This is a genomic window from Peribacillus simplex (assembly GCF_030123325.1).
GTDB lineage: Bacteria > Bacillota > Bacilli > Bacillales > DSM-1321 > Peribacillus > Peribacillus simplex_D.
The window spans coordinates 4,646,173-4,665,668 of the sequence record NZ_CP126106.1; the positions used below are offsets into that span (position 1 = coordinate 4,646,173).

Annotated in this window: 24 protein-coding genes; 6 read left to right on the forward strand and 18 right to left on the reverse strand. The window is 39.7% G+C overall.

The window, feature by feature from the left end; translation table 11 throughout:
• Positions 1-418 precede the first annotated feature (418 nt).
• The 3 genes from QNH43_RS22120 to QNH43_RS22130 form a co-directional block, all read right to left on the reverse strand.
• Entirely contained in the window at positions 419-826 is a 408-nt protein-coding gene (locus tag QNH43_RS22120) for a YbaN family protein (RefSeq protein ID WP_283915699.1), read from the reverse strand.
• Positions 827-964: 138 nt separating this feature from the next.
• A complete protein-coding gene (locus tag QNH43_RS22125) occupies positions 965-1,609 on the reverse strand; it encodes an MBL fold metallo-hydrolase (RefSeq protein WP_283915700.1) in 645 nt (214 codons plus the stop codon).
• Positions 1,610-1,818: 209 nt separating this feature from the next.
• Complete coding sequence (locus QNH43_RS22130; RefSeq protein ID WP_283915701.1) at positions 1,819-2,364, reverse strand: helix-turn-helix domain-containing protein; 546 nt, start codon at positions 2,362-2,364, stop codon at positions 1,819-1,821.
• Between the two features lie 148 nt (positions 2,365-2,512).
• Between QNH43_RS22130 and QNH43_RS22135 the strand changes: the two genes are divergently transcribed.
• The gene (locus QNH43_RS22135; protein ID WP_283915702.1) at positions 2,513-3,874 is read left to right on the forward strand and encodes a D-serine ammonia-lyase; all 1,362 of its coding nucleotides are present in this window, start codon (positions 2,513-2,515) and stop codon (positions 3,872-3,874) included.
• Positions 3,875-4,307: 433 nt separating this feature from the next.
• Here the strand turns inward: QNH43_RS22135 and map are convergent, their stop codons facing one another.
• The 4 genes from map to azlC form a co-directional block, all read right to left on the reverse strand.
• Positions 4,308-5,048 carry a type I methionyl aminopeptidase gene (gene map, locus QNH43_RS22140; RefSeq protein WP_283915703.1) on the reverse strand — a complete coding sequence of 247 codons (741 nt, stop codon included), beginning with the start codon at positions 5,046-5,048 and terminating at the stop codon, positions 4,308-4,310.
• A 65-nt stretch (positions 5,049-5,113) separates the two neighbouring features.
• On the reverse strand, positions 5,114-5,443 hold the full coding sequence (locus QNH43_RS22145; RefSeq protein WP_283915704.1) for a PaaI family thioesterase: 330 nt from the start codon (positions 5,441-5,443) through the stop codon (positions 5,114-5,116).
• Between the two features lie 32 nt (positions 5,444-5,475).
• A complete protein-coding gene (locus QNH43_RS22150; RefSeq protein ID WP_144528885.1) occupies positions 5,476-5,808 on the reverse strand; it encodes a branched-chain amino acid transporter permease in 333 nt (110 codons plus the stop codon).
• Positions 5,805-6,560, reverse strand: coding sequence for an azaleucine resistance protein AzlC (gene azlC, locus QNH43_RS22155; protein WP_283915705.1), 756 nt, complete (start codon positions 6,558-6,560; stop codon positions 5,805-5,807). Before azlC ends, QNH43_RS22150 begins: the two co-directional genes overlap by 4 nt.
• Positions 6,561-6,737: 177 nt before the next feature.
• Here azlC and QNH43_RS22160 point away from each other — a divergent pair, with 177 nt between their 5' ends.
• Positions 6,738-8,126 (forward strand): aminotransferase-like domain-containing protein, encoded by a 1,389-nt coding sequence (locus QNH43_RS22160; RefSeq protein ID WP_283915706.1) that lies wholly within the window; start codon positions 6,738-6,740, stop codon positions 8,124-8,126.
• Positions 8,127-8,657: 531 nt separating this feature from the next.
• Here the strand turns inward: QNH43_RS22160 and QNH43_RS22165 are convergent.
• A complete protein-coding gene (locus QNH43_RS22165) occupies positions 8,658-9,344 on the reverse strand; it encodes an MBL fold metallo-hydrolase (protein ID WP_283915707.1) in 687 nt (228 codons plus the stop codon).
• 213 nt (positions 9,345-9,557) lie between these two features.
• Complete coding sequence (locus tag QNH43_RS22170; protein WP_283915708.1) at positions 9,558-10,007, reverse strand: NUDIX hydrolase; 450 nt, start codon at positions 10,005-10,007, stop codon at positions 9,558-9,560.
• A 285-nt stretch (positions 10,008-10,292) separates the two neighbouring features.
• Between QNH43_RS22170 and QNH43_RS22175 the strand changes: the two genes are divergently transcribed.
• A complete protein-coding gene (locus QNH43_RS22175; protein WP_283915709.1) occupies positions 10,293-10,874 on the forward strand; it encodes an LOG family protein in 582 nt (193 codons plus the stop codon).
• A 71-nt stretch (positions 10,875-10,945) separates the two neighbouring features.
• Here QNH43_RS22175 and QNH43_RS22180 read toward each other — a convergent pair whose 3' ends face one another.
• The 3 genes from QNH43_RS22180 to QNH43_RS22190 form a co-directional block, all read right to left on the reverse strand.
• Positions 10,946-11,368, reverse strand: a complete 423-nt coding sequence (locus QNH43_RS22180; protein ID WP_283915710.1) for an NUDIX hydrolase — start codon at positions 11,366-11,368, stop codon at positions 10,946-10,948.
• A 27-nt stretch (positions 11,369-11,395) separates the two neighbouring features.
• Positions 11,396-11,821, reverse strand: coding sequence for a 3-hydroxyacyl-ACP dehydratase FabZ (gene fabZ, locus QNH43_RS22185; protein WP_283915711.1), 426 nt, complete (start codon positions 11,819-11,821; stop codon positions 11,396-11,398).
• Positions 11,822-11,961: 140 nt separating this feature from the next.
• Positions 11,962-12,576: an undecaprenyl-diphosphatase gene (locus QNH43_RS22190; RefSeq protein WP_283915712.1), complete on the reverse strand. Its 615-nt coding sequence runs from the start codon at positions 12,574-12,576 to the stop codon at positions 11,962-11,964.
• 312 nt (positions 12,577-12,888) lie between these two features.
• Here QNH43_RS22190 and QNH43_RS22195 point away from each other — a divergent pair, with 312 nt between their 5' ends.
• The 3 genes from QNH43_RS22195 (at position 12,889) to QNH43_RS22205 (ending at position 14,595) form a co-directional block, all read left to right on the forward strand.
• The gene (locus QNH43_RS22195; protein WP_283915713.1) at positions 12,889-13,413 is read left to right on the forward strand and encodes a histidine phosphatase family protein; all 525 of its coding nucleotides are present in this window, start codon (positions 12,889-12,891) and stop codon (positions 13,411-13,413) included.
• A 137-nt stretch (positions 13,414-13,550) separates the two neighbouring features.
• On the forward strand, positions 13,551-13,934 hold the full coding sequence (locus tag QNH43_RS22200) for a VOC family protein (protein WP_283915714.1): 384 nt from the start codon (positions 13,551-13,553) through the stop codon (positions 13,932-13,934).
• Positions 13,935-13,989: 55 nt separating this feature from the next.
• Entirely contained in the window at positions 13,990-14,595 is a 606-nt protein-coding gene (locus tag QNH43_RS22205; protein WP_283915715.1) for a dienelactone hydrolase family protein, read from the forward strand.
• Here QNH43_RS22205 and QNH43_RS22210 read toward each other — a convergent pair.
• The 6 genes from QNH43_RS22210 to QNH43_RS22235 all read right to left on the reverse strand — a co-directional run bounded on the left by QNH43_RS22210 (position 14,592) and on the right by QNH43_RS22235 (position 19,297).
• Positions 14,592-14,786 carry a Fur-regulated basic protein FbpA gene (locus tag QNH43_RS22210; RefSeq protein ID WP_283915716.1) on the reverse strand — a complete coding sequence of 65 codons (195 nt, stop codon included), beginning with the start codon at positions 14,784-14,786 and terminating at the stop codon, positions 14,592-14,594. The two genes, QNH43_RS22205 and QNH43_RS22210, sit on opposite strands and share 4 nt — an antisense overlap.
• Before the next feature lie 25 nt (positions 14,787-14,811).
• A complete protein-coding gene (locus tag QNH43_RS22215; protein WP_283915717.1) occupies positions 14,812-15,018 on the reverse strand; it encodes a Fur-regulated basic protein FbpA in 207 nt (68 codons plus the stop codon).
• Positions 15,019-15,431: 413 nt separating this feature from the next.
• Positions 15,432-16,634, reverse strand: a complete 1,203-nt coding sequence (locus tag QNH43_RS22220; RefSeq protein WP_283915718.1) for a M20 family metallopeptidase — start codon at positions 16,632-16,634, stop codon at positions 15,432-15,434.
• 81 nt (positions 16,635-16,715) lie between these two features.
• Positions 16,716-17,588: a MetQ/NlpA family ABC transporter substrate-binding protein gene (locus QNH43_RS22225; RefSeq protein WP_283915719.1), complete on the reverse strand. Its 873-nt coding sequence runs from the start codon at positions 17,586-17,588 to the stop codon at positions 16,716-16,718.
• A 21-nt stretch (positions 17,589-17,609) separates the two neighbouring features.
• The gene (locus tag QNH43_RS22230) at positions 17,610-18,260 is read right to left on the reverse strand and encodes a methionine ABC transporter permease (RefSeq protein ID WP_283918423.1); all 651 of its coding nucleotides are present in this window, start codon (positions 18,258-18,260) and stop codon (positions 17,610-17,612) included.
• A 20-nt stretch (positions 18,261-18,280) separates the two neighbouring features.
• A complete protein-coding gene (locus QNH43_RS22235) occupies positions 18,281-19,297 on the reverse strand; it encodes a methionine ABC transporter ATP-binding protein (RefSeq protein WP_283915720.1) in 1,017 nt (338 codons plus the stop codon).
• Between the last annotated feature and the right edge of the window lie 199 nt (positions 19,298-19,496).

Sequence of the window (19,496 nt, forward strand, 5' to 3'; positions counted from 1 at the left end):
TACTCCTTTCAGATTTTTTTAAGTTAATACTTCAGGAAGCTAACATTACCTAATGGATGGGACAAAATCCCCCCAAAAAATAGGACACATTAGCTTAACTCTCAAGGATTAGCTCAATTGCTTATTTTAAGGTTAAAAAAACGTAATTACCTTAAATTGATTTTATTTGAATCGTTTACATTTTGCAATATTATTTTTTGAAAATTCACAACACACACACTAAAGGAGTTCGTTCACTGAGTTAATGCATGCATGACCCGCCGATCAAGGGCACTTTTTACATTCAAAAGGCCGCCAAATGGCGGCCTCCTTATCCAAAATACATTGATTTTCTTACTCCCCTGCCCCGTTAGCTCCATAGGAAAAAGAGCTGCCGAAGCAACTCCCTTATTGAAGTAAGGACCCGTTATTTGAAGGTTCAAAAAGCTCTTTGTTTTGTATTGTTCGGATCGATTGTCTTAATTTTTTTAATGAAATAATAATGTTTGTAGAGCGCGAGCCCTATCAATAAGATCTTCACTAATAGGATGTCCACATAAAATACAGAAATGACGATGAAGAAATCGGCAATTAAATTGATTCTGATTTTCTCTCTTCGAGTCATACCTTTTTTTTGCAGGAATGCTTCAACGTATTTTTCATATAGTGAGGTGCTTTTGAACCAGTTTTCAATCGACTTGGAACTTTTAGCAAAGCAAAAAGCAGCAAATAAGTAAAACGGACCGCCCGGCAGAACTGGTAACACAGTCCCTGCAATACCAATCAAAAGAGATATGGACCCAAGAAGAAAAAATAGGATACTTTTTACTTTTTTAATTGTAATCACCTTTTTATTTATATTCTATCCGCTTATAACGTAAAGTGGAAGTCTAATTGATTCAACATCACTGATTAGATTAGTATCCGCCCTTTTTCTACTTGAACTAACCTAATTAATGATGCATAAACAGGATTTCTTATCCATTCATTCATACAGCATAGTTACGACACCAGCATATTCTGACAAATTCCCTTTGGAAATATCCAATGTCCCAACTTCGGTTGTTCGCTGTCCGGAAATCTGAAGAAACGTATCTACCTTTGAAAATATCAGGCCAACAACCGACAATGCCTTTGTTCTATAATGCATGGGAATTGTAATAGTAGATTTCAATTGACGCATCACTTGAGTGGCTTCCAGTGCATTTATCGTGAATGTACCTCCTACAGGAATGATGAGAATATCTACTTTTCCAATTTCATTTACCTGTTCTTCCGATAATAGATGCCCTAAATCTCCACAGTGACAGATAGTTAGACCGTCCATTTGGAACCGATATAAAATATTGGGGCCCCTCTTCTCGCCATTCACCTTGTCGTGAAATGTCTTGAATCCACTAATTCTTACATCTTCGCGGATGTATTCCTTCGGTTCATTAGCAAGCAAGTATTCACCTGTTGCAGCTTGAATTTTATTGTGATCGAAATGATTATGTGTAACGGCAACTATATCTGGTTCAACATTCGGCATACGGTAACGGATGAAACGATAATATGGATCAATAAGAATCCTGGTTCCACTTTCGGATGTTAGTAAAAAGGCCGAATGTCCAAACCATTTTATTTTCATACTAAAATCCCCCTTACTATCCAATTAAAATTATTAAAATCAAGCAACTTTTAAGGAACCTCGGTCCTAAAGTTCAATATTTATTCCATTCATTATAATTCCATTATCCACGAAATAGTCCTTCTACACATGATCTGCCCCTTTAGTTCCATTAGAAAAGCGATCCTCATTAAAGAATCGCGCCCCATTGTGAAAGAAAAATATTTTCATTAAAACGCAGGCGGGGTAACTGAAAATAAAACAGCTGCGTTCTGATTAAAACTATTTTCCCATTTATGTTTGAAATTTGCTGGTATTTTCACACTATCACCAGCTTCCAATATATATTCTTCTTCACCTAAATACAATTTGATTTTCCCTTCCAAAATATATGCCACTTCCTCTCCTCTATGTTCTAGAGGATTTTCCGACGAGGAAATATTCGGAGGAACTTTCATAATTGCTGTTGCCAAATTACCCGTAAAATCTGGTGACAATAACTCATAAGACAAATGATCAATGATCATTTTCTTACGTTTACTGGACCTAACGATTAAATCCTCCGTAATCGTTTCTTCCAGTAAAAAACTAAATGTTGGAACATTCAAGGTTTTAGCTAAGACCTTTAAGGTTTGAATAGAAGGATTCGCCAACCCCCGTTCAATCTGGCTTAACATGGAAGGTGTAATTTCAGCTAATTTTGCTAACTCTCTACTACTCAACCCTTTAGCTTTTCTATATTTTTCAACTTTCTTGCCAATATCTATATTTTCCATAACCGCTACTCCTTAACGATATATTAAATCAGATTTAAATAAAATTAATTTAAATTAACAACGAGATGGTTGTGTGTTAAACTATATTAAATTTTATTTAATTATAATTCACCAAACAACTTGTTACAAGAAAATGAGGAGGGTCCCAATGAAAGAGATTGAAAGCAAAGAATTACAATCATGGAAAGACAAATATCCCTTATTAAAGAAGCTCATTTCGACGGATGAAGTATTTTGGCTCAATCCAAATGTCGAAAAATTTCAAACAGGAATTAAAAAATCCCCCCTTACTCAAGAAGATGTAAGAGATGCAGAGGAAAGGTTGAAACGTTTTGCCCCATATATCGCCAAGGTTTTCCCTGAAACAAAAGGGACGAACGGTATCATAGAATCTCCTTTAGTGAGAATTCCTGCCATGAAGCAATCCCTGGAACAGGATTATCAACAACCTATATTAGGAGAATTATTACTAAAATGTGATAGTCACCTTCCTATATCAGGATCCATTAAAGCAAGAGGCGGGATCTATGAAATTCTCAAACATGCGGAAGAATTAGCTTTCCAACATCAATTGTTAACAATGGAAGATGATTATTCGATTTTGGATAGTGATAGGTTCCGAACCCTTTTCTCAAAATATTCAATCGCAGTAGGCTCGACTGGAAATTTAGGACTTAGTATTGGCATCATCAGTGCAAAGTTAGGTTTTAATGTTTCCGTTCATATGTCAGCTGATGCAAAACAGTGGAAAAAGGACTTGCTTAGAAGCAAAAATGTCAAAGTCATTGAATATGAAGCTGATTATAGTAAAGCTGTAGAGGAAGGCCGTATCCAAGCGGATAGTGACCCAACATGTTATTTTGTGGATGACGAAAATTCCCACGACCTATTTTTAGGATATGCAGTGGCTGCATCCCGTTTAAAGAAGCAATTGGAAGAGCTGGAGATAATCGTCGATGAAAACCATCCTTTGTTTGTTTACCTTCCATGCGGAGTGGGCGGTGGTCCTGGAGGCGTAGCATTTGGTTTGAAATTATTGTATCAAGACCATGTTCACTGTTTCTTTGCAGAACCTACCCACTCGCCATGCATGCTGCTCGGTTTAATGACTGGACTCCATGATAAAGTTTCTGTACAAGATGTTGGCATCGATAATGTAACAGACGCGGATGGACTTGCTGTAGGAAAACCATCCGGGTTTGTGGGTAAAACGATGGAACCCTTTTTAAGCGGCAATTATACGGTTAGCGATGAACAGTTGTATAAGTTGCTAAAGGAACTGGTCGATACAGAGGGGATCCATTTAGAACCTTCCGCACTGGCAGGCATGATAGGACCAAGTAAATTATGTAAAGAGGGCATCGATTATATACAAAAGCATCAGTTAACGGAAAAGATGAGCAATGGTACACATATTATTTGGGGGACTGGCGGAAGCATGGTTCCTGAAGAAATGATGAAGCAATATTATCAAAAAGGGTTGAAATTAGCGTTAGAGAAACAGAAGTAATGTACGTGGCTATAAAACAAAGTTGATTGGAACGGAAGGTCAAGACTCCTGCGGGAGCAGCGGGACAGGTGAGACCCCACAGGCGTTTACGCCGAGGAGGCTCACCGCCCGCCCCGCGGAAAGCGAGCATCTGGAGGGGAAATCAACCACACCGCTTACTTGGTAAATAGCAACAAAGTATGCGAAAACAGCCAAAACAAAAAAGACTGTAGGCAAAAGGATTCTATCTAACTGTTAAAACAAAGTTGATTGGAACGGAAGGTCGAGACTCCCGCGGAAAAGCGCGTGCCCTATGTTCCAATCAACGTTCGAATTTTCAAAAACTGTACCGCAGACTGCAGGAATGCTAGCCTGCCCCTTTAACTCCATAAGAAAAAGAGCTGCTAAAAGCAACTCCCTTATTTAAGTGTGCGTTCACCGATCGAAAATTGAATTAAAGTGTGACAATAATCGGACCATTTTTAGTAAGGATAATCGTATGTTCCAATTGTGCTACATAGCTTTTTTCTGTCGCATAGGTCCAACCGTCTTCTTTCTGGAATACTTCTTCTTCAAGGGTTGAGATAAATGGTTCGAATGCGATAACCATCCCTTCCTTTAATAGTTCATTATCCCATGGATCATTATAATTACAAATATGGTCAGGCGCTTCGTGTATTCCACGTCCTACACCATGTCCTGTAAGGTTTTTGATAACGGTGAATCCATGCTGTCTCGCTGTTTCGAATACCGCTTTTCCGATTCTGCTTTTTTTGGCACCGGGTTTCGCTTTCTTAAGACCTGCTTCAAATGCCTTTTTGGCAACGTCGCATAATTTCGTTAATACTTCTTCTCCTTCCCCTACTACAAATGAGATTCCTGTATCTGCGAAATAACCGTTCTTTGAAGCAGATACATCTATATTCACTAGATCCCCTTCATGAATAACCCGATGACCCGGAATTCCGTGTGCCACTTCTTCATTAGTACTAATGCAAGTATAGCCTGGAAAATCATATTCACCTTTTGGAGCTGAAACTGCACCCGCCTTTTCTAAAAGTTCTCCAGCTACATCATCAAGTTCTTTGGTCGTTATCCCTGGAATTGTTCTTTTTACCAATTCATCTCTAATGGAGGCAACGATTTTGCCAATTTCCTTCAAACCATTAAAATCCTCTTCTGTTTTTGCAATCATTTTATCCTACCTCATTATCTTTTATTATCTAAAATCCTTAAGCTAAGTAAGTATTAATTGTACCTTTATTTTCGCGAAAAATAAAAGCAATGTAAATGATTTGGTACAATATCCCTTTTTACAAAGTTACTCGAGAGTCCTAATGATGTTTTTCCATATGCATTACAGGCTACGGAAAAAGCATGATCTGCCAAAGCGTAAATAACTGCCCCGTGAACCGTTCCATATGCATTTACCATAGTGCCTTGCACTTCTAACGTTGCTTCTGCAGTACCTGCCTCGAATTTCGTTAACTGAATGCCTAACGACTGAGCATACGGATCGTTTTTCACTTGCTCATGAATTTGTTCATAGTGTTTTTCATGAATTTGAGACTCATCAATTTTCTTCTTCACCATTACCTACCCCTTCCAATACCATTATCAATTTAGAAAACCAATTGAACCAACATCATGTAGACAATCGTTCCCCCCGCTATGGAAAGGAGCATCATTTTCTTCCAAAAGTGAAGCAGTGCAACTACCGCTATCGCCATAAATTCAGGGATGCCGTGACTTCCGGATTGTAAGCTCACATCCTTTAAACAATAAATGACCAAAAGCCCAATTACCGCGGATGGCAGGATTTTACCGAGATACTGTACATATTTCGGTGTGGGTTTACCTGATGGGAAAACGATGAATGGAAGAAACCTTGTAAGCATTGTGCCCAGTACAACCATTGCTATTGTAATGATTTGCTGCGTTAAATCCATTGTCATACGGTCTTGACCTCAACTTTCTCTAATGGCTTTCTAAGTAAGGTGAGTACCCCCAAAATTGAAAACATGGCAGGGATGATGAAATTGTTTCCGCCAAAAATAATAAGACAGACTGCTGACAGCCCAAGCCCTGCGAGAGCACTATGATGGTTTTTCTCTTTCATCCACTGTTCAATGAAAATGACTACAAAGAGGGCCGTCATAACAAAATCGAGTCCTTCTGTGTTGAATTTGACAAGAGAGCCAAAAATGCCGCCAATCGCTGATCCCATCACCCAATAGGAATGATTGAGCAGTGTCACGAAGAACATGAACCAGCCCTTGTCTACATCCTTCGGAACATCAACGGTACAATTGATGGAAAAAGACTCATCGCAAAGCCCAAAAATCAGATACAGCTTTTTTTTCCCGGTCCCCCTGTACTTATCCAGCATGGAAATGCCATAAAACAAATGCCGTGCATTCACCATTAATGTTAGAAAAAGTGCATTAATCGGATTGAATGCGACAAGCAATAAATTGGCTGCAATAAACTCCATTGATCCTGCGAATATTGTAAGACTCATCAATATCGGGTAAATCGCACTGAAACCTAATGAATTCATAAAGATCCCATAAGCGATGCCTAAAAATAAAAAACCTGCAAAAATGGGCATTGTGTACGGAAAGGCCGCACGAAATGCAGGTAGCATTTGAGTTCTTTTTTTCATATAAATCACATCCTGATGGCTAAATTTATTTAAACTTAACATAGAAAATCCGTACAAAAAACAAGTTAATTGTATGGATTACAATTTAAATAAAATACCCCCATTTCATCAAAATGGGGGTACTGATAGATGTTCCTTATATAAATCATCCCGTTTCATCATTAGAATTCCATACAAAAAATGATATGATTGTATGGAATAAGGTAGTAGAGGTGAAGCATGCCAGTAAATTCATTTGACAATTATCCAATGTCTTGGAAACCTGATAAGAAAGCATTAAAGCGCCCTTTTTATAAATCTCTTGCAGCATTACTTGAACAAGATATAACAAATGGTTTTTTAGCACCTGGAACAAAGTTGCCTCCGCAGCGAGAATTGGCAGATTTTCTTGATTTAAACTTCACCACCATTACCCGTTCCTACAAAATATGCGAGGTAAAGGGATTAATATATGCCGTTACGGGAAGCGGAACCTTTGTGGCTCCCAATGCCAATCGTTCTATAACCATTTCCGTGGATAAAACGGCAAATAGCATCGATCTTGGTTTTGTGGCATCTTTTGAGCAAACCAATGATATTGTATCAGAAACCATTCAAAAAACCGTGAACAAAAGTTATTTGGAGCAGCTGCTGAATTACAACGACCCGACTGGTATTCCCCATCAAAAAACAGCAGCGCTAAACTGGATGGAATCTTTCGGCATCCATGCGGATCAAGAGCATATAGCAATCGTTTCCGGTGCCCAAAATGCATTGGCAGTTGCCTTGGCTGCCCTGTTTGAGCCTGGCAAGAGAATTGCAACCGACTTATACACCTATTCAAACTTCATCGAGTTGGCAAAGATGTTCCATATTAAGTTAGTGCCCATTCCCGGAGACCAGTTCGGCATGCTGCCAGATGAACTTGAAAAGCAGTGTTGCCAAACAAATATTGACGGCATTTTTCTGATGCCCTCTTGCAACAATCCAACCACAATCATGATGTCAGATATTCGAAAGCAAGAAATAGCTGCGGTCATCCGTAAGCATCGTTTAATTTTGATTGAGGATGATATCCATGCATTTCTGACGGCAGGCATCATCTCCGATTACCGGCAGCCCATGTACCAGTTGCTTCCAGAACAGAGCATTTATATTCTCGGTACCTCTAAGTCAATATGTTCTGGATTAAGAGTTGCCTATATGGTCTATGGGGATGCATTCCGCGAGAAAATTTCCCAGGCCATTTTCAACATAAATGTAAAGACCTCTTCTTTTGATGCAGAGGTTATCACGGAGCTTATCCTATCAGGAAAGGCTCATGAAATTGTTTCTCAAAAGAAACAGCTTGCACTGACTGCAAATGACATTTATTCGGAATATTTCCCTTTAAGAAAGGATGTTGGACATCCTCTCAGTCTTTATCGTTGGCTTCCCATTCAAGGACATAACGATGCGTTACAGCTGGAAACGGATCTGAAAAGGCGCGGTATTCGAGTTTTTCATTCCAATCGTTTCCAAAGCGGGCAGACCACCCCTGATATGTTTTTGCGTATTGCACTTTCTTCCACAAACTCATTTGATGAGTTAAAAATAGGATTAGACATATTAAAACAGTACCTTAACTGATTCAAAGATCGGAAAATCGAATTTTTTAAAAAGGCTGTTTTCGTAAAGATTGTTATTTTTAAAACGAAACGATTTAAGGTTGATTGGAGCGGATTGCGAGACTCCTGCGGGGGCAGCGGGACAGGTGAGACCCCACAGGCGTTCACGCCGAGGAGGCTCACCGCCCGCCCCGCGGAAAGCGAGCATCTGGAGGGGAAAGGAAATCAACCACACCGCTTTACTTGGTAAATAGCAACAAAGTATGCGAAAACAGCCTTTAAAAAACATTCCAGTCGATTTCAGAAATCTAAAAAACTATTAAGAAAACCGATGAGCCATTCCACCCCCTCAAGACTATCGCCAAAAGGGAAAAAAAGTCAGTTTTCCTATAGTTTTTTATTTAAAAAACGTTCCAGTTGATTGGAACGGAAGGTATGAGACTCCTGCTTAGAAAAGCGCGTCCAAGGGAGACCCCGCAGGCAAGCGCCGAGGAGGCTACCGGACCGCCCGCGGAAAGCGAGTGCCTAGAGTGGAAATCAAATTGTATAACCCTCATAAAGTGAATGTCCCACCATGATAACAATAGTAACTATCAGCTTTAAGATCTTTAATCTTACTTAAAGACTGTTCCGCTTCCTCGACATTTAAACAAAATTGTGGATTGGCTATGCCTAATTCATGATTCTCTTTAACAGCTGCATCACCTGATATTACACTTTTTAAACTTGGAAAATATAATGAAATATGCCCTGAAGTATGCCCTGGTGTTGCCACTACCCTGCATTCGTCATCTAAAATCAAATCACCATCATGTACCTTTTCATCAATTGAAACATGCTTCAATTTCTTTAATTGTTGTATAAACCATTTACCGAATTCGATTTCTTCATTTGGCATATTTTCTAGCATTCCTTCGGCTTGAACCAATCTCTCTGACTTCATTTCACCACTAATAAATTTCGATTCAACTTCACTAGCCATAATGTTAATAGAAGGATACTTTTCCTTGAATTCAAATAAGGAACCTATATGATCAATATCATAATGAGTGATGATTATATTCTTTAAATTCTTCATTTCATAACCATTTTTTATCATTTCATATTCAATTAAAGGTAAAAAATTAGGATAACCTGTATCGACCAAAGTTAGTTCATCCTTCAAAATAATCAAGCTAGGATTAATGTAGTTTTTTTGCCCATTAAATTCAAATTCAATTGGCAGTTCTATTATCTTCATTTTTCCTCCTCCAACTCCCCGATTTGATATCCGGATATTCTATATATTCTCCAACTATTAATTTTAACAAAATCTTCCTTTCATTGCATAACTAAAAGGTTGATGCAACGACCTTGTTATTGAAGTAAAGCACCTGTTAGTTCAAAAAGAAACCCTGTAACATATTTAAAGGGATACTAAGTAGGCAGTATCCCTTTTTTAAGTAAGGCTGGTTCATGAAATATATGTCTGGCCATTTTTGTAAGTGAATGCATGGTTTCCTTCTTGTTTCAATAAAACCGGCAAATACTGCGCGACCATCTCGGCAATTCCGAGATTAAGCGGATGAAGTATCCAATCAATGGATTTCCAATCAAGAATGCCTTCCCGCGTTTTTTTCGGTGTTTCATATATTAAATCTGCATCTGCCATATACAAATATACATATATTCCATCCAATTTACCTTCTGGAGTTTCCCAGGTTACCGTTCCTTTAGAAAAAAAGGTTCCTACCTCTATGCCCGTTTCCTCTAATACCTCACGCCGGGCACCTATATCAGGTGTTTCACCTTTCTCGATTTTGCCCCCCACCCCGTTCCAAACACCCATAATAGGAGCTTTCTCCCGATTAAGCATGAGAAGTTCATCATTCTTCTTTACAAAACAAACCGTATACTTAAACATTGTTCAAAGTGACCCCTTTATCGTTAATTACCTACATGGCAGTGTGCTGTTTACCCGTGATTTTTCGCTTTTACTCGTGAATTTCCACTATTTACTCGTGAATTTGCGTTTTACTCGTGGATTCGCGCCATTTACTCGTGAGTTTGCGCTATTTACTCGTGAGTTTTGCTGTTTTACTCGTGAGTTTCCGCCGTTTACTCGTGAGTTAGATAATTCAAGTTTAACAAATCCCCTTGAATTTTGTATGATAAGAAAGGAAGATTACTAAGTGGGAGATGTGATATTTTGAAAAGTCTAGCTGTATTTTGTGGATCAAGCAAAGGTGCATCTGCTGTCTATGTAGAAGAGGCTAAAAAACTGGGTGCAGAACTGGCAAAACGTAGTATTACCCTTGTCTACGGGGGCTCAAGTGTAGGAATCATGGGTGCAGTTGCAGATTCCGTTCTGGAGGCAGGCGGAAAAGTAATTGGAGTCATGCCAGATTTTCTAGAAAAAAAAGAAATAGCGCATAAGAGCTTAACCGAACTGATCGTCGTGGAATCCATGCATGAAAGAAAAGCAAAAATGGCTGAGCTTGCAGATGGGTTCATGGCTTTGCCAGGCGGGCCAGGAACATTGGAAGAATTCTTTGAGATTTTCACTTGGGCTCAGCTTGGTCTTCATCAAAAACCTTGCGGACTCTTGAATATCAATCACTATTATGATCCTTTGGTCGCTTTATTCAATCATATGTCCGACGAACAGTTCCTGCATGAAAAATTCCGTTCCATGGCACTGGTAGATGTTGATCCAAAAGGACTTCTTGATCAATTTAATACATATGAACCGCCAACCGTAAAAACTTTCATTACCGAAAAACAAACCTGATCATAAAAAACAACCGGCCAAGATCAATAATGACCTTGGCCGGTTGTAATAAACTGCTGCCTACTTAATGGTTAGGTAAATATCAGGTTTAAATAATCTCCATGCCCTTTACTGAGCTGCACTTCATGTTCGGATGAAATCCAGAAGAAATGGAATGTCAGCCCCTCTTCATCTCCTCCACCCGTTGGCTGATGGTCCCATTCATCAGGAACATTGTATACACTTAATTGATAAAAATATCTATTATGTATGGCACCGTCGGCGTTCTCCCAAAAATCTTCCGCAATTAATTCTTCCACATGAAAATTTTCCAGACCTGTTTCTTCTTTCATTTCCCTAATCACTGCTTGGTAAGCATCTTCTTGAGGCTTCACTGTTCCCTTTGGTATCTGTATACCCGCTTCCTTAATGGGATGTTGAAAAACCAATACCTGTGTTTTTCCATTATTGATTCTTGTCACATACCCGTAAGCCTTTTTTATCGGTATCACCATCATTCCCCCGTTATTGCACATGTCAGATCAATCACCAAAAGCAAATACGAGCTCTGTCTCGCATACAGTTTGTCCGTCGACAGTTGCCCTTCCTTTTCCTTTACCGATAGGACCTTTCAAGCGAGTAATCTCTACTTCTAAACGTAATTGGTCCCCTGGCCTTACTTGCTTTTTAAAGCGACATCCATCGATTCCAGCCAAAAGCCCGATCCGCCCTTTATTTTCTTCTTTTGTAAGCATGACAACAGCACTTACCTGCGCTAAAGCCTCCACGATCAATACACCTGGCATCACTGGGTAATTTGGAAAGTGACCAGCAAAAAACTCTTCATTTGCTGTTACATTTTTAATGGCCACCGCCCTCTTTCCTTCTTCCAATTCCAGTACTCCATCAACTAAAAGAAATGGATAGCGATGCCTGATAATGTCTTTGATTTCTTGGATATCAATCAATATTAAGTCCCCCATTGCAATGGATTGCTTTCACTTTATTTTACCATCCAGCATCATCATATGGATATTTTTGTATTTATCACACTGCACTTCATTCAACAAAAAAAGGCTGCCTAAGCAACCCGTTTTTTTGATTCCGCTTATAAATCCTTTGCTTTTTTTTCCTTCGGTTTTGTTAACGGGGATAGAACCATTTGTTCATATCTCTCATAACCCCCTAATAATTTATGAATCAAACCTATTTTAGGAACAACAAGGTAAACCGCCAATCCTGAAATGGTGCTCAGGATAGCTCCTGCCAGCACATCCGCCGGAAAGTGGACGCCTACCCAAATACGGGAAATGCCAACCAGGAAAGCCAGCATGATCCATAACAACCACCACCCTCTTTTGAAAAGCCAAAAGGAAACGCAAAACGAGAAAAACAAGATGGTATGGTCGCTTGGAAATGAATTATCCACTGCTTTTTCAATTAACTTATTAACATTGGTCAATTCAGCAAATGGCTGATTGTTTGAATGCAATTTCCCTGCCATTTTTCCCATCATTTCAGCTATTACAAATGTAACCATCCCACAAACAACCATCATTCTACTCTGTTCACTTCGAGTGAACCATATTACGATGACTGCTAAAGCCAAGAAAAATACCATGTACTCGGCAATGAAAATGGCAGAAGGGTTTAAATAATCGTATTGTTTCCCTAAGTCATTGATCATCCTAAATACATGGATATTCAGCTCAAAAAAATCCATCTTTCATACCCTACCTTCCTCTTTTTCTTACATATTAAAGAGAAAGGAAGTAAATCTCCATCGTTCTTCCTAACAGTTTAATCCATTATCTTACAATTTTGTCACATGGTTGTTATGCTTGTTCAAGTTAGCGGAGTGAGTGCTGAAGTTCTTGTTAAAAGCACCAAATCTATTACCGTGTAAAAAGAGGACATGATATGATCTTATAAACTTGAATGGAGTTATAACTAATAGTTCTTATTCCTTTAAAGGTTTTATTAAAGTTCAATAGAATTATTAATTGGGATGAATAAACAATATAGAGGTGATATCTTGCAGATACTAATAATTCGGCATGGTGAGTCAGAAGACGATTTTCTAGAAGAAAATTATGAAGGAACTACTGATTTACCCCTAACTATTAAGGGAATTGAACAAGTTGAAAAAATGTGCAGACGTGTATCCAAAGAGTTTCCACCAGAATTCATATGGTCAAGCACCTTGCTTCGTGCTAGTAAAACTGCCGGAACTTTATCAACTGCCATTAACTGTCCCGTAACATTCCTGGAAGATTTACGAGAGATGCAGGGTCGGGAGAATCATTTAGATTTTAGATTACGAGCTCAAAGTGTACTTTCTTATATTAGAGAAAACAGTGCAAATTATAAACGGATTGCCATTATATCCCATGGAGGGATGATTACTAAAATGATTGAAAGCTTTCTTCAATTACCACCCGCCATTCATGATGTGTGGTTCAATTCTCATAATACAGGAATACATCTTCTTGAGTATACTGATCATCCATACAAACTTATAAGATTTTTAAATAGTACTACGCATCTGGAATATAGCTAACGATCAGGGCTGTCTTAAGGCAGTCTTTTCTTTATGTGATAACAGGGCAGGATAGTTGAGTACTTGGTATAATTAAAAAAGGTTTTTAGGGAGATTCGTTGAATTCTTAGGTAAGGTTCAACGAAAGGTGGTAAAGTATGAAATCAATAAATTCTCCTATTTATCCTAAAGTTAACAATGTTTTCATTCATGTTAAAGATTTAAAGAAATCAGCTGGATGGTATTGTAATCTCCTTGGCATTCCTCATAATAGTGATGCTGTAGAATCTCCTGTTTACAATATTCCTATAACATATGAAACTGGATTAACGTTAGACGACCATACATTTGATCCTGATTTTAGATTCGAACCATCCAGCCATGTATTGTTTAATTTTTACGTAAAGGATATAGACGAAGCCTATACATTCATTAAGGGTAATAACATATCTATTGTTAAAGAAATAGAGCGTATTGGGGATTTCGCATATTTTAACTTTCAAGATCCTGATGGTAATGTACTTATGATTTGTAATGGTTAAGGATGAAAAATCTGGTTGGCTTTTATATATATAGTTTAGTTTGAGGAGGGTAAAGATGCTGCACATTCAGAAAAATTCCGATACTGTCATCATCGTCATTCACGAAATATATGGACTGAACCAACATATGCAGGGTTATTGTGAGTTATTATCAAAACAGGGTTTTGATGTGATTTGTCCGAATTTGTTAGAACGGGAGACGCCTTTTGATTATTCCCAAGAGGAGGCTGCGTATCGGCATTTTATGGAGAACGTAGGTTTCATGGGCGCTTTACATAAAATAAAGGATATATTATCGGATATTGAAGATGAATACCAAAAGATTTTTATCCTTGGATTCAGTGCAGGGGCAACTGTAGCATGGCTGTGCAGTGAGGAAGAGTGTGTCGATGGAATAGTTGGATACTACGGTTCGCGTATTAGGAATTATGCAGAATTAGCTCCACAATGCCCTGCACTGCTATTTTTCCCACTGGAAGAGCCTTCATTTAATGTGGACGAGTTAATTTCGGCTTTGGAAATAGAGAATGTCGAAATTCATAAATTCAATGGAGAACACGGATTCAGTGACCCTTACAATTCAAAATATCATGCAGAATCAGCACAAGCAGCCGTTAGCAAAATGATGAAATTCTTTATGGATCATGAACATTCCGCCTAATGCCGCTTTGCATTGATCCATTGTATCGAACCCGCATCACTATGGGGATGACAGTCATTTTGAACCTTTTTATACTCTGTTTCCAATTCTTTTAAAGTTAACTTCATCAGCTGTTCCACACTTTTATTTACAGTATGGATCATAAGTTTATAGATCAATGCCTTCCGCCTTTCTTCCACGCCCTTCCTCATTTCTCCCTCTCCTTTTATTCTGACATTATATGAAATGTATCCTTAGACAGGGGGAATGATCGTCGGATTCCTTCTCCTCGATTTTACTTATTTTAATATATTCATTCTCTAAATCGGTTAAGGTCAATTCAAATAGATGGATGTCATTCTTTTTATAAACTCCCTTGTTAATCAACTTGTTGATCAGGAAGTTTCTTTTTTTCTCAATCGCTTTGCGTAATAATATCCCCATGATAAATCCTCCTTATAATCTTTGGCTGTTTTCGCATACTTTGTTGCTATTTACCAAGTAAAGCGGTGTGGTTGATTTCCCCTCCATTGCTCGCTTTCCGCGGGGCGGGCGGTGAGCCTCCTCAGCGTGAACGCCTGTGGGGTCTCACCTGTCCCGCTGCTCCCGCAGGAGTCTTGCAATCCGTTCCAATCAACCTTAAATCGTTTCGTTTTAAAAACAACAATCTTTACGAAAAGAGCCTAATCTTTCGACTTGCCCATTCAAAAAAAACCGGAGACACCTCTTTACATGAAAGAAAAGTCTCCGGTTTTCCGGTCAATTAACCTATAATCCCTATTTATTTACTCGGTATTGTTGTTTTTATAATACTGACTCTATGCTCCGTAGTCAACAATTTTTTTCCTGCATCTTATTTATTTTTGCTTTGCTTCATGAAATGCTGCTTTCACTTTATCCAACAGGTCTTGATCAGAAATCAATTTATAACCTGTAAGTGCAAGGGCTTTTGCTCCGGTCAGGATGGCTTTGTCTCCAGCAGGGGATTTGGCACAGTCGCGGAATTCATTCGTATGGGCAATCAGCTCATCATGGCCAATTTTTATGTAAGGATGTGCTGTCGGCACTACATGGCTTACATTACCAGCATCCGTCGAACCATAGCCACTCTCTTTTCGAGGACCCACTGCTTCCCCTAATTGAGCAAGTTCTTCTTTTAACAGTTCATCCAGGACTGGATTAATGACAAAATCGAGTACTTCATTTTGGAAACGTTCAACTTTAACCGTACTTCCTGTGGCAAGTGCTGCCCCTTCGGCAACGGCACGGATTTTATTGGATACTTCTTGGCAAAGTTTCCATGTTGCTGCTCTAATGTAAAACCTGGCGGAAGCATATTCAGGAATGATGTTAGGCGCTTCCCCGCCATTGGTGATGATTCCGTGGATTTTGACCTCGGCTGGGAGCTGCTGGCGCAAAGCATTAATGCCATTGAACAGCTGAATCACCGCATCAAGTGCGTTCACGCCTTCTTCAGGCGCAGCTGCTGCATGTGCAGACTTCCCGTAAAAATGAAAATCAAGGGGGTCGACTGCCAAAAATGGACTTGTGATACGCGTTTGCCCGCCAGGATGGATAAGGATGGCCGCATCAACCCCATCAAATAGACCGTGCTTCACAAAGCTGCCTTTTGCGCTTCCATTCGGCCCGCCCTCTTCTGCCGGTGTTCCGAAAACAATCACCTCTCCGCCCGTTTCCTCCAGCACTTGAGCCAAGGAAATGCCTGCTGCAACACTCGTTGTGCCGATGATATTATGGCCGCAAGCATGACCTAAACCCGGCAATGCATCATACTCGGCTAAAAAGGCAATCGTGGGTCCTTTCTTTGAAGAGGCTTTTTTGGCGATGAATCCTGTTTCATGCCCGGCAATATTGCGGGTCACTTCAAACCCTTCATTGCGAAGTATTCCGGTTAATGTATCCGAAGCGAAGAATTCTTGATTCCCAATTTCCGATTTGGCATGAATGGCTTGACTCGTTTCGATATATAATTTGGAATGAAGGTCGATGTGATCTTCAATGATTTGCTGATGCTGCTTCTGTACTAATTCTCTCGCCATATTCGTATCTCCCCTTTTTGGTTTAAGGAACCGGATAGGCATCTTGAATCCATCCGGCATTCCTTCACTTGTTCTAAATCATTATTTTTCATTTGCTGGTTTTGTCCAAGCATCCTGGTAATTGACTAATTCATCTACAGAAACATATGCAGGAATGGTGTTTCCTTTAAACGTTTTTTCAATGAACGCTTCCACTTTTTTCGATTGATAAAGCTCCACTAATTTTTGCAGCTCAGGACGATCGGCATCTCCCTTTTTAACTGCAATGATATTAATATATGGTTTCGCCGTTTTACTTTCATGGAATAATGAATCTTTTAAAGTAAGGCCCGCTTCGACGGCAAAGTTATTATTGATGGCTGAAGCATCGGCATCATCCAATAGACGCGGCGTATTTCCGGCAGCAACAGGCTGGATTTTCAAGTTTTTCGGATTATCCTTAATGATTTCCAATGATCCCGATCCATTGAATTCCTCTTTCAATGTAATCAATCCAGCTTCCTGAAGAAGAAGTAAGGCACGGCCAAAGTTTGTTGCTTCATTCGGAACGGCAATCGTAGCACCATCTGGAAGACTTTTAAGATCTTTATGTTTTTTCGAATAAAGGCCCATAGGCGCAATGACGGTCGACCCGATGGCCTCTAATTTCAGATTTTGGTCTTGAACGAATTCATCGAAGTAAGCGACCGTTTGGAATGAGTTGGCATCAATTTCACCTTCACTTAAAGCAAGGTTCGGTTGGATATAATCATTGAAAGTGACCAGCTCGATATTCAGCCCTTCCTCTTTCGCTAAGTCGACAATGTATTCCCATGTTCTCGTATCCCCGCTGCTGACACCGACTTTCACTGTTTTCACATCATCCGAACCGCCTGATGCACCTTCTTCTTTCCCGCATGCTGCAGCCACGATGGCCAATGCCAATACTATGATCGTTAATAAGATTTTCTTCATTTCTCCTACCTCCTGTTATTTTTATCTTCTTCTGATTTTTCTTGAAATAAAATTCCCGGTGGATTGCAATAATTGAACGATGATCACGAGCGCCGCCACTGTGACGATCATCGTCATCGTATCGAACCTTTGATAACCGTAAGCCAAAGCTAGATCTCCGACCCCGCCTGCCCCGACGGCACCTGCCATGGCCGTAGATCCAACAAGCCCGATTGTCGCTGTTGTAAATGTAAGGATCAACGAACTAAGTCCCTCGGGAATCAAAAAGCGATAAATGATTTGCCATGTCGTCGCCCCCATCGCCTGAGCTGCCTCGATGATCCCTTTGTCCACTTCCAACAGGGAGTTCTCCACAAGCCGGGCAATATAAGGAGCCGCGTAAAAGATTAGCGGAACAATGGCCGCATTCATTCCGATCGCACTGCCTACAATCATTCTGGTAAGCGGAATAACTGCTACAAGCAAGATGATGAAAGGAACCGAACGCAATATATTGATGATCGGGTTCAATACATTAAAGACCCATTTATTCTCCAAGATATGACCCTTTCTTGTAATGACAAGCAGGATACCGAGCGGAAGCCCAATCAATGCGGAGAATACCAATGAGATGGCTACCATATAAAGTGTGTCACCGAAAGCTGTCAACAGCTGGTCTGCCGTTATTTCCATTCCCCAAAGCGTATTACCCATTAAATCTGCACCTCCTGGACGAGAATCCCCTCATCTTTAATATATTGATAAGCTTTGTCCACCTCATTTTTGTTCCCGGTCACTTCGATGATCAAATTCCCGAAAGGCGTTTCCTGAATTTCAGAAATATTGGCTGATAAAACACTTAAATGAACATCATATTTCTTCGAGATCGTTGAAAGTAAAGGAGTACCCGAAGTAGTCCCAATAAAATTAATTTTCCAAATAATCGGGATATGGGACCCTATGCTTTTTAGGAAACTTTGTGGAATTTCGTCATGTATGACCGTTCTCACGAAGTTTTTTGCAATATCCGTTTGCGGCTTCGCAAAAACTTCAAAAACCGAACCTTGTTCAACGACGCATCCGCCCTCCATGACCGCTACCTTATTACAAATTTCCCTAATGACAGACATCTCATGAGTGATTAGCAGAATGGTGATATTGTATTCTTTATTGATTTTCTTTAAGAGCTGCAGAACGGCACTCGTTGTTTGTGGATCCAATGCCGAGGTAGCTTCATCACACAATAAGATCGATGGATTGGTAGCCAATGCTCTCGCAATGCCGATCCGCTGCTTTTGGCCTCCGGATAATTGATCCGGATAACTCTTTGCTTTGTTCGATAAGCCAACGAACTCCAACAGCTCGCCTACCCGCTTTTTGATTTCTTTACCAGGGGTTCCCGATAAAATCAGCGGCATGGCGATATTATCAAAAACGGTCTTTGAGTTCAGCAAATTGAAATGCTGAAAAATCATCCCGATTTTTTTCTTTTCTGCCCGCAATTCCTTCGGGTTCAATTTGGTTAAATCCTTGCCCCCAACAATCACCGAACCATCTGATGGATGTTCAAGCAAATTGACCAACCTGATCAACGTACTCTTCCCGGCCCCGCTATAACCGACTACACCGAATATATCCCCCTTTTCCACTGTCAAATTGATGCCCTTCAAAGCCTCGACAGTCTGTTTCTTTGTTTGATAAACCTTTTTGACATGTTGAAACTCAATCATCCAATCTCCCCCCATGCTGTTTATTTGTACGAATTCATTATCCAGAGAAGAGCTTTGCCAAGTTTCATAATGATAGGGTTAAATTTTTGAAATTTACGAGTAAATCTGCAAAATTCACGAGTAAATCTGTCAAATTCACGAGTAAACCTGCCAAACTCACGAGTAATTGCACCAATTCTCCAAATAACCATATACATTT

Bases quoted from the DNA above. Each gene is read 5' to 3' on its own strand.
- QNH43_RS22230 (WP_283918423.1), bottom strand. From the start codon at position 18,260: ATGGAAATAACGGCAGACCAGCTGTTGACAGCTTTCGGTGACACACTT.
- QNH43_RS22205 (WP_283915715.1), top strand. From the start codon at position 13,990: ATGCTGCACATTCAGAAAAATTCCGATACTGTCATCATCGTCATTCAC.
- QNH43_RS22150 (WP_144528885.1), bottom strand. From the start codon at position 5,808: ATGACAATGGATTTAACGCAGCAAATCATTACAATAGCAATGGTTGTA.
- QNH43_RS22165 (WP_283915707.1), bottom strand. From the start codon at position 9,344: ATGAAGATAATAGAACTGCCAATTGAATTTGAATTTAATGGGCAAAAA.
- QNH43_RS22160 (WP_283915706.1), top strand. From the start codon at position 6,738: ATGCCAGTAAATTCATTTGACAATTATCCAATGTCTTGGAAACCTGAT.
- QNH43_RS22215 (WP_283915717.1), bottom strand. From the start codon at position 15,018: ATGGGGATATTATTACGCAAAGCGATTGAGAAAAAAAGAAACTTCCTG.
- QNH43_RS22170 (WP_283915708.1), bottom strand. From the start codon at position 10,007: ATGTTTAAGTATACGGTTTGTTTTGTAAAGAAGAATGATGAACTTCTC.
- QNH43_RS22210 (WP_283915716.1), bottom strand. From the start codon at position 14,786: ATGAGGAAGGGCGTGGAAGAAAGGCGGAAGGCATTGATCTATAAACTT.
- QNH43_RS22180 (WP_283915710.1), bottom strand. From the start codon at position 11,368: ATGGTGATACCGATAAAAAAGGCTTACGGGTATGTGACAAGAATCAAT.
- map (WP_283915703.1), bottom strand. From the start codon at position 5,048: ATGATTGCAAAAACAGAAGAGGATTTTAATGGTTTGAAGGAAATTGGC.
- QNH43_RS22220 (WP_283915718.1), bottom strand. From the start codon at position 16,634: ATGGCGAGAGAATTAGTACAGAAGCAGCATCAGCAAATCATTGAAGAT.
- azlC (WP_283915705.1), bottom strand. From the start codon at position 6,560: ATGTTAAGTTTAAATAAATTTAGCCATCAGGATGTGATTTATATGAAA.
- QNH43_RS22235 (WP_283915720.1), bottom strand. From the start codon at position 19,297: ATGATTGAGTTTCAACATGTCAAAAAGGTTTATCAAACAAAGAAACAG.
- QNH43_RS22225 (WP_283915719.1), bottom strand. From the start codon at position 17,588: ATGAAGAAAATCTTATTAACGATCATAGTATTGGCATTGGCCATCGTG.
- QNH43_RS22190 (WP_283915712.1), bottom strand. From the start codon at position 12,576: ATGGATTTTTTTGAGCTGAATATCCATGTATTTAGGATGATCAATGAC.
- QNH43_RS22130 (WP_283915701.1), bottom strand. From the start codon at position 2,364: ATGGAAAATATAGATATTGGCAAGAAAGTTGAAAAATATAGAAAAGCT.
- QNH43_RS22135 (WP_283915702.1), top strand. From the start codon at position 2,513: ATGAAAGAGATTGAAAGCAAAGAATTACAATCATGGAAAGACAAATAT.
- QNH43_RS22125 (WP_283915700.1), bottom strand. From the start codon at position 1,609: ATGAAAATAAAATGGTTTGGACATTCGGCCTTTTTACTAACATCCGAA.
- QNH43_RS22200 (WP_283915714.1), top strand. From the start codon at position 13,551: ATGAAATCAATAAATTCTCCTATTTATCCTAAAGTTAACAATGTTTTC.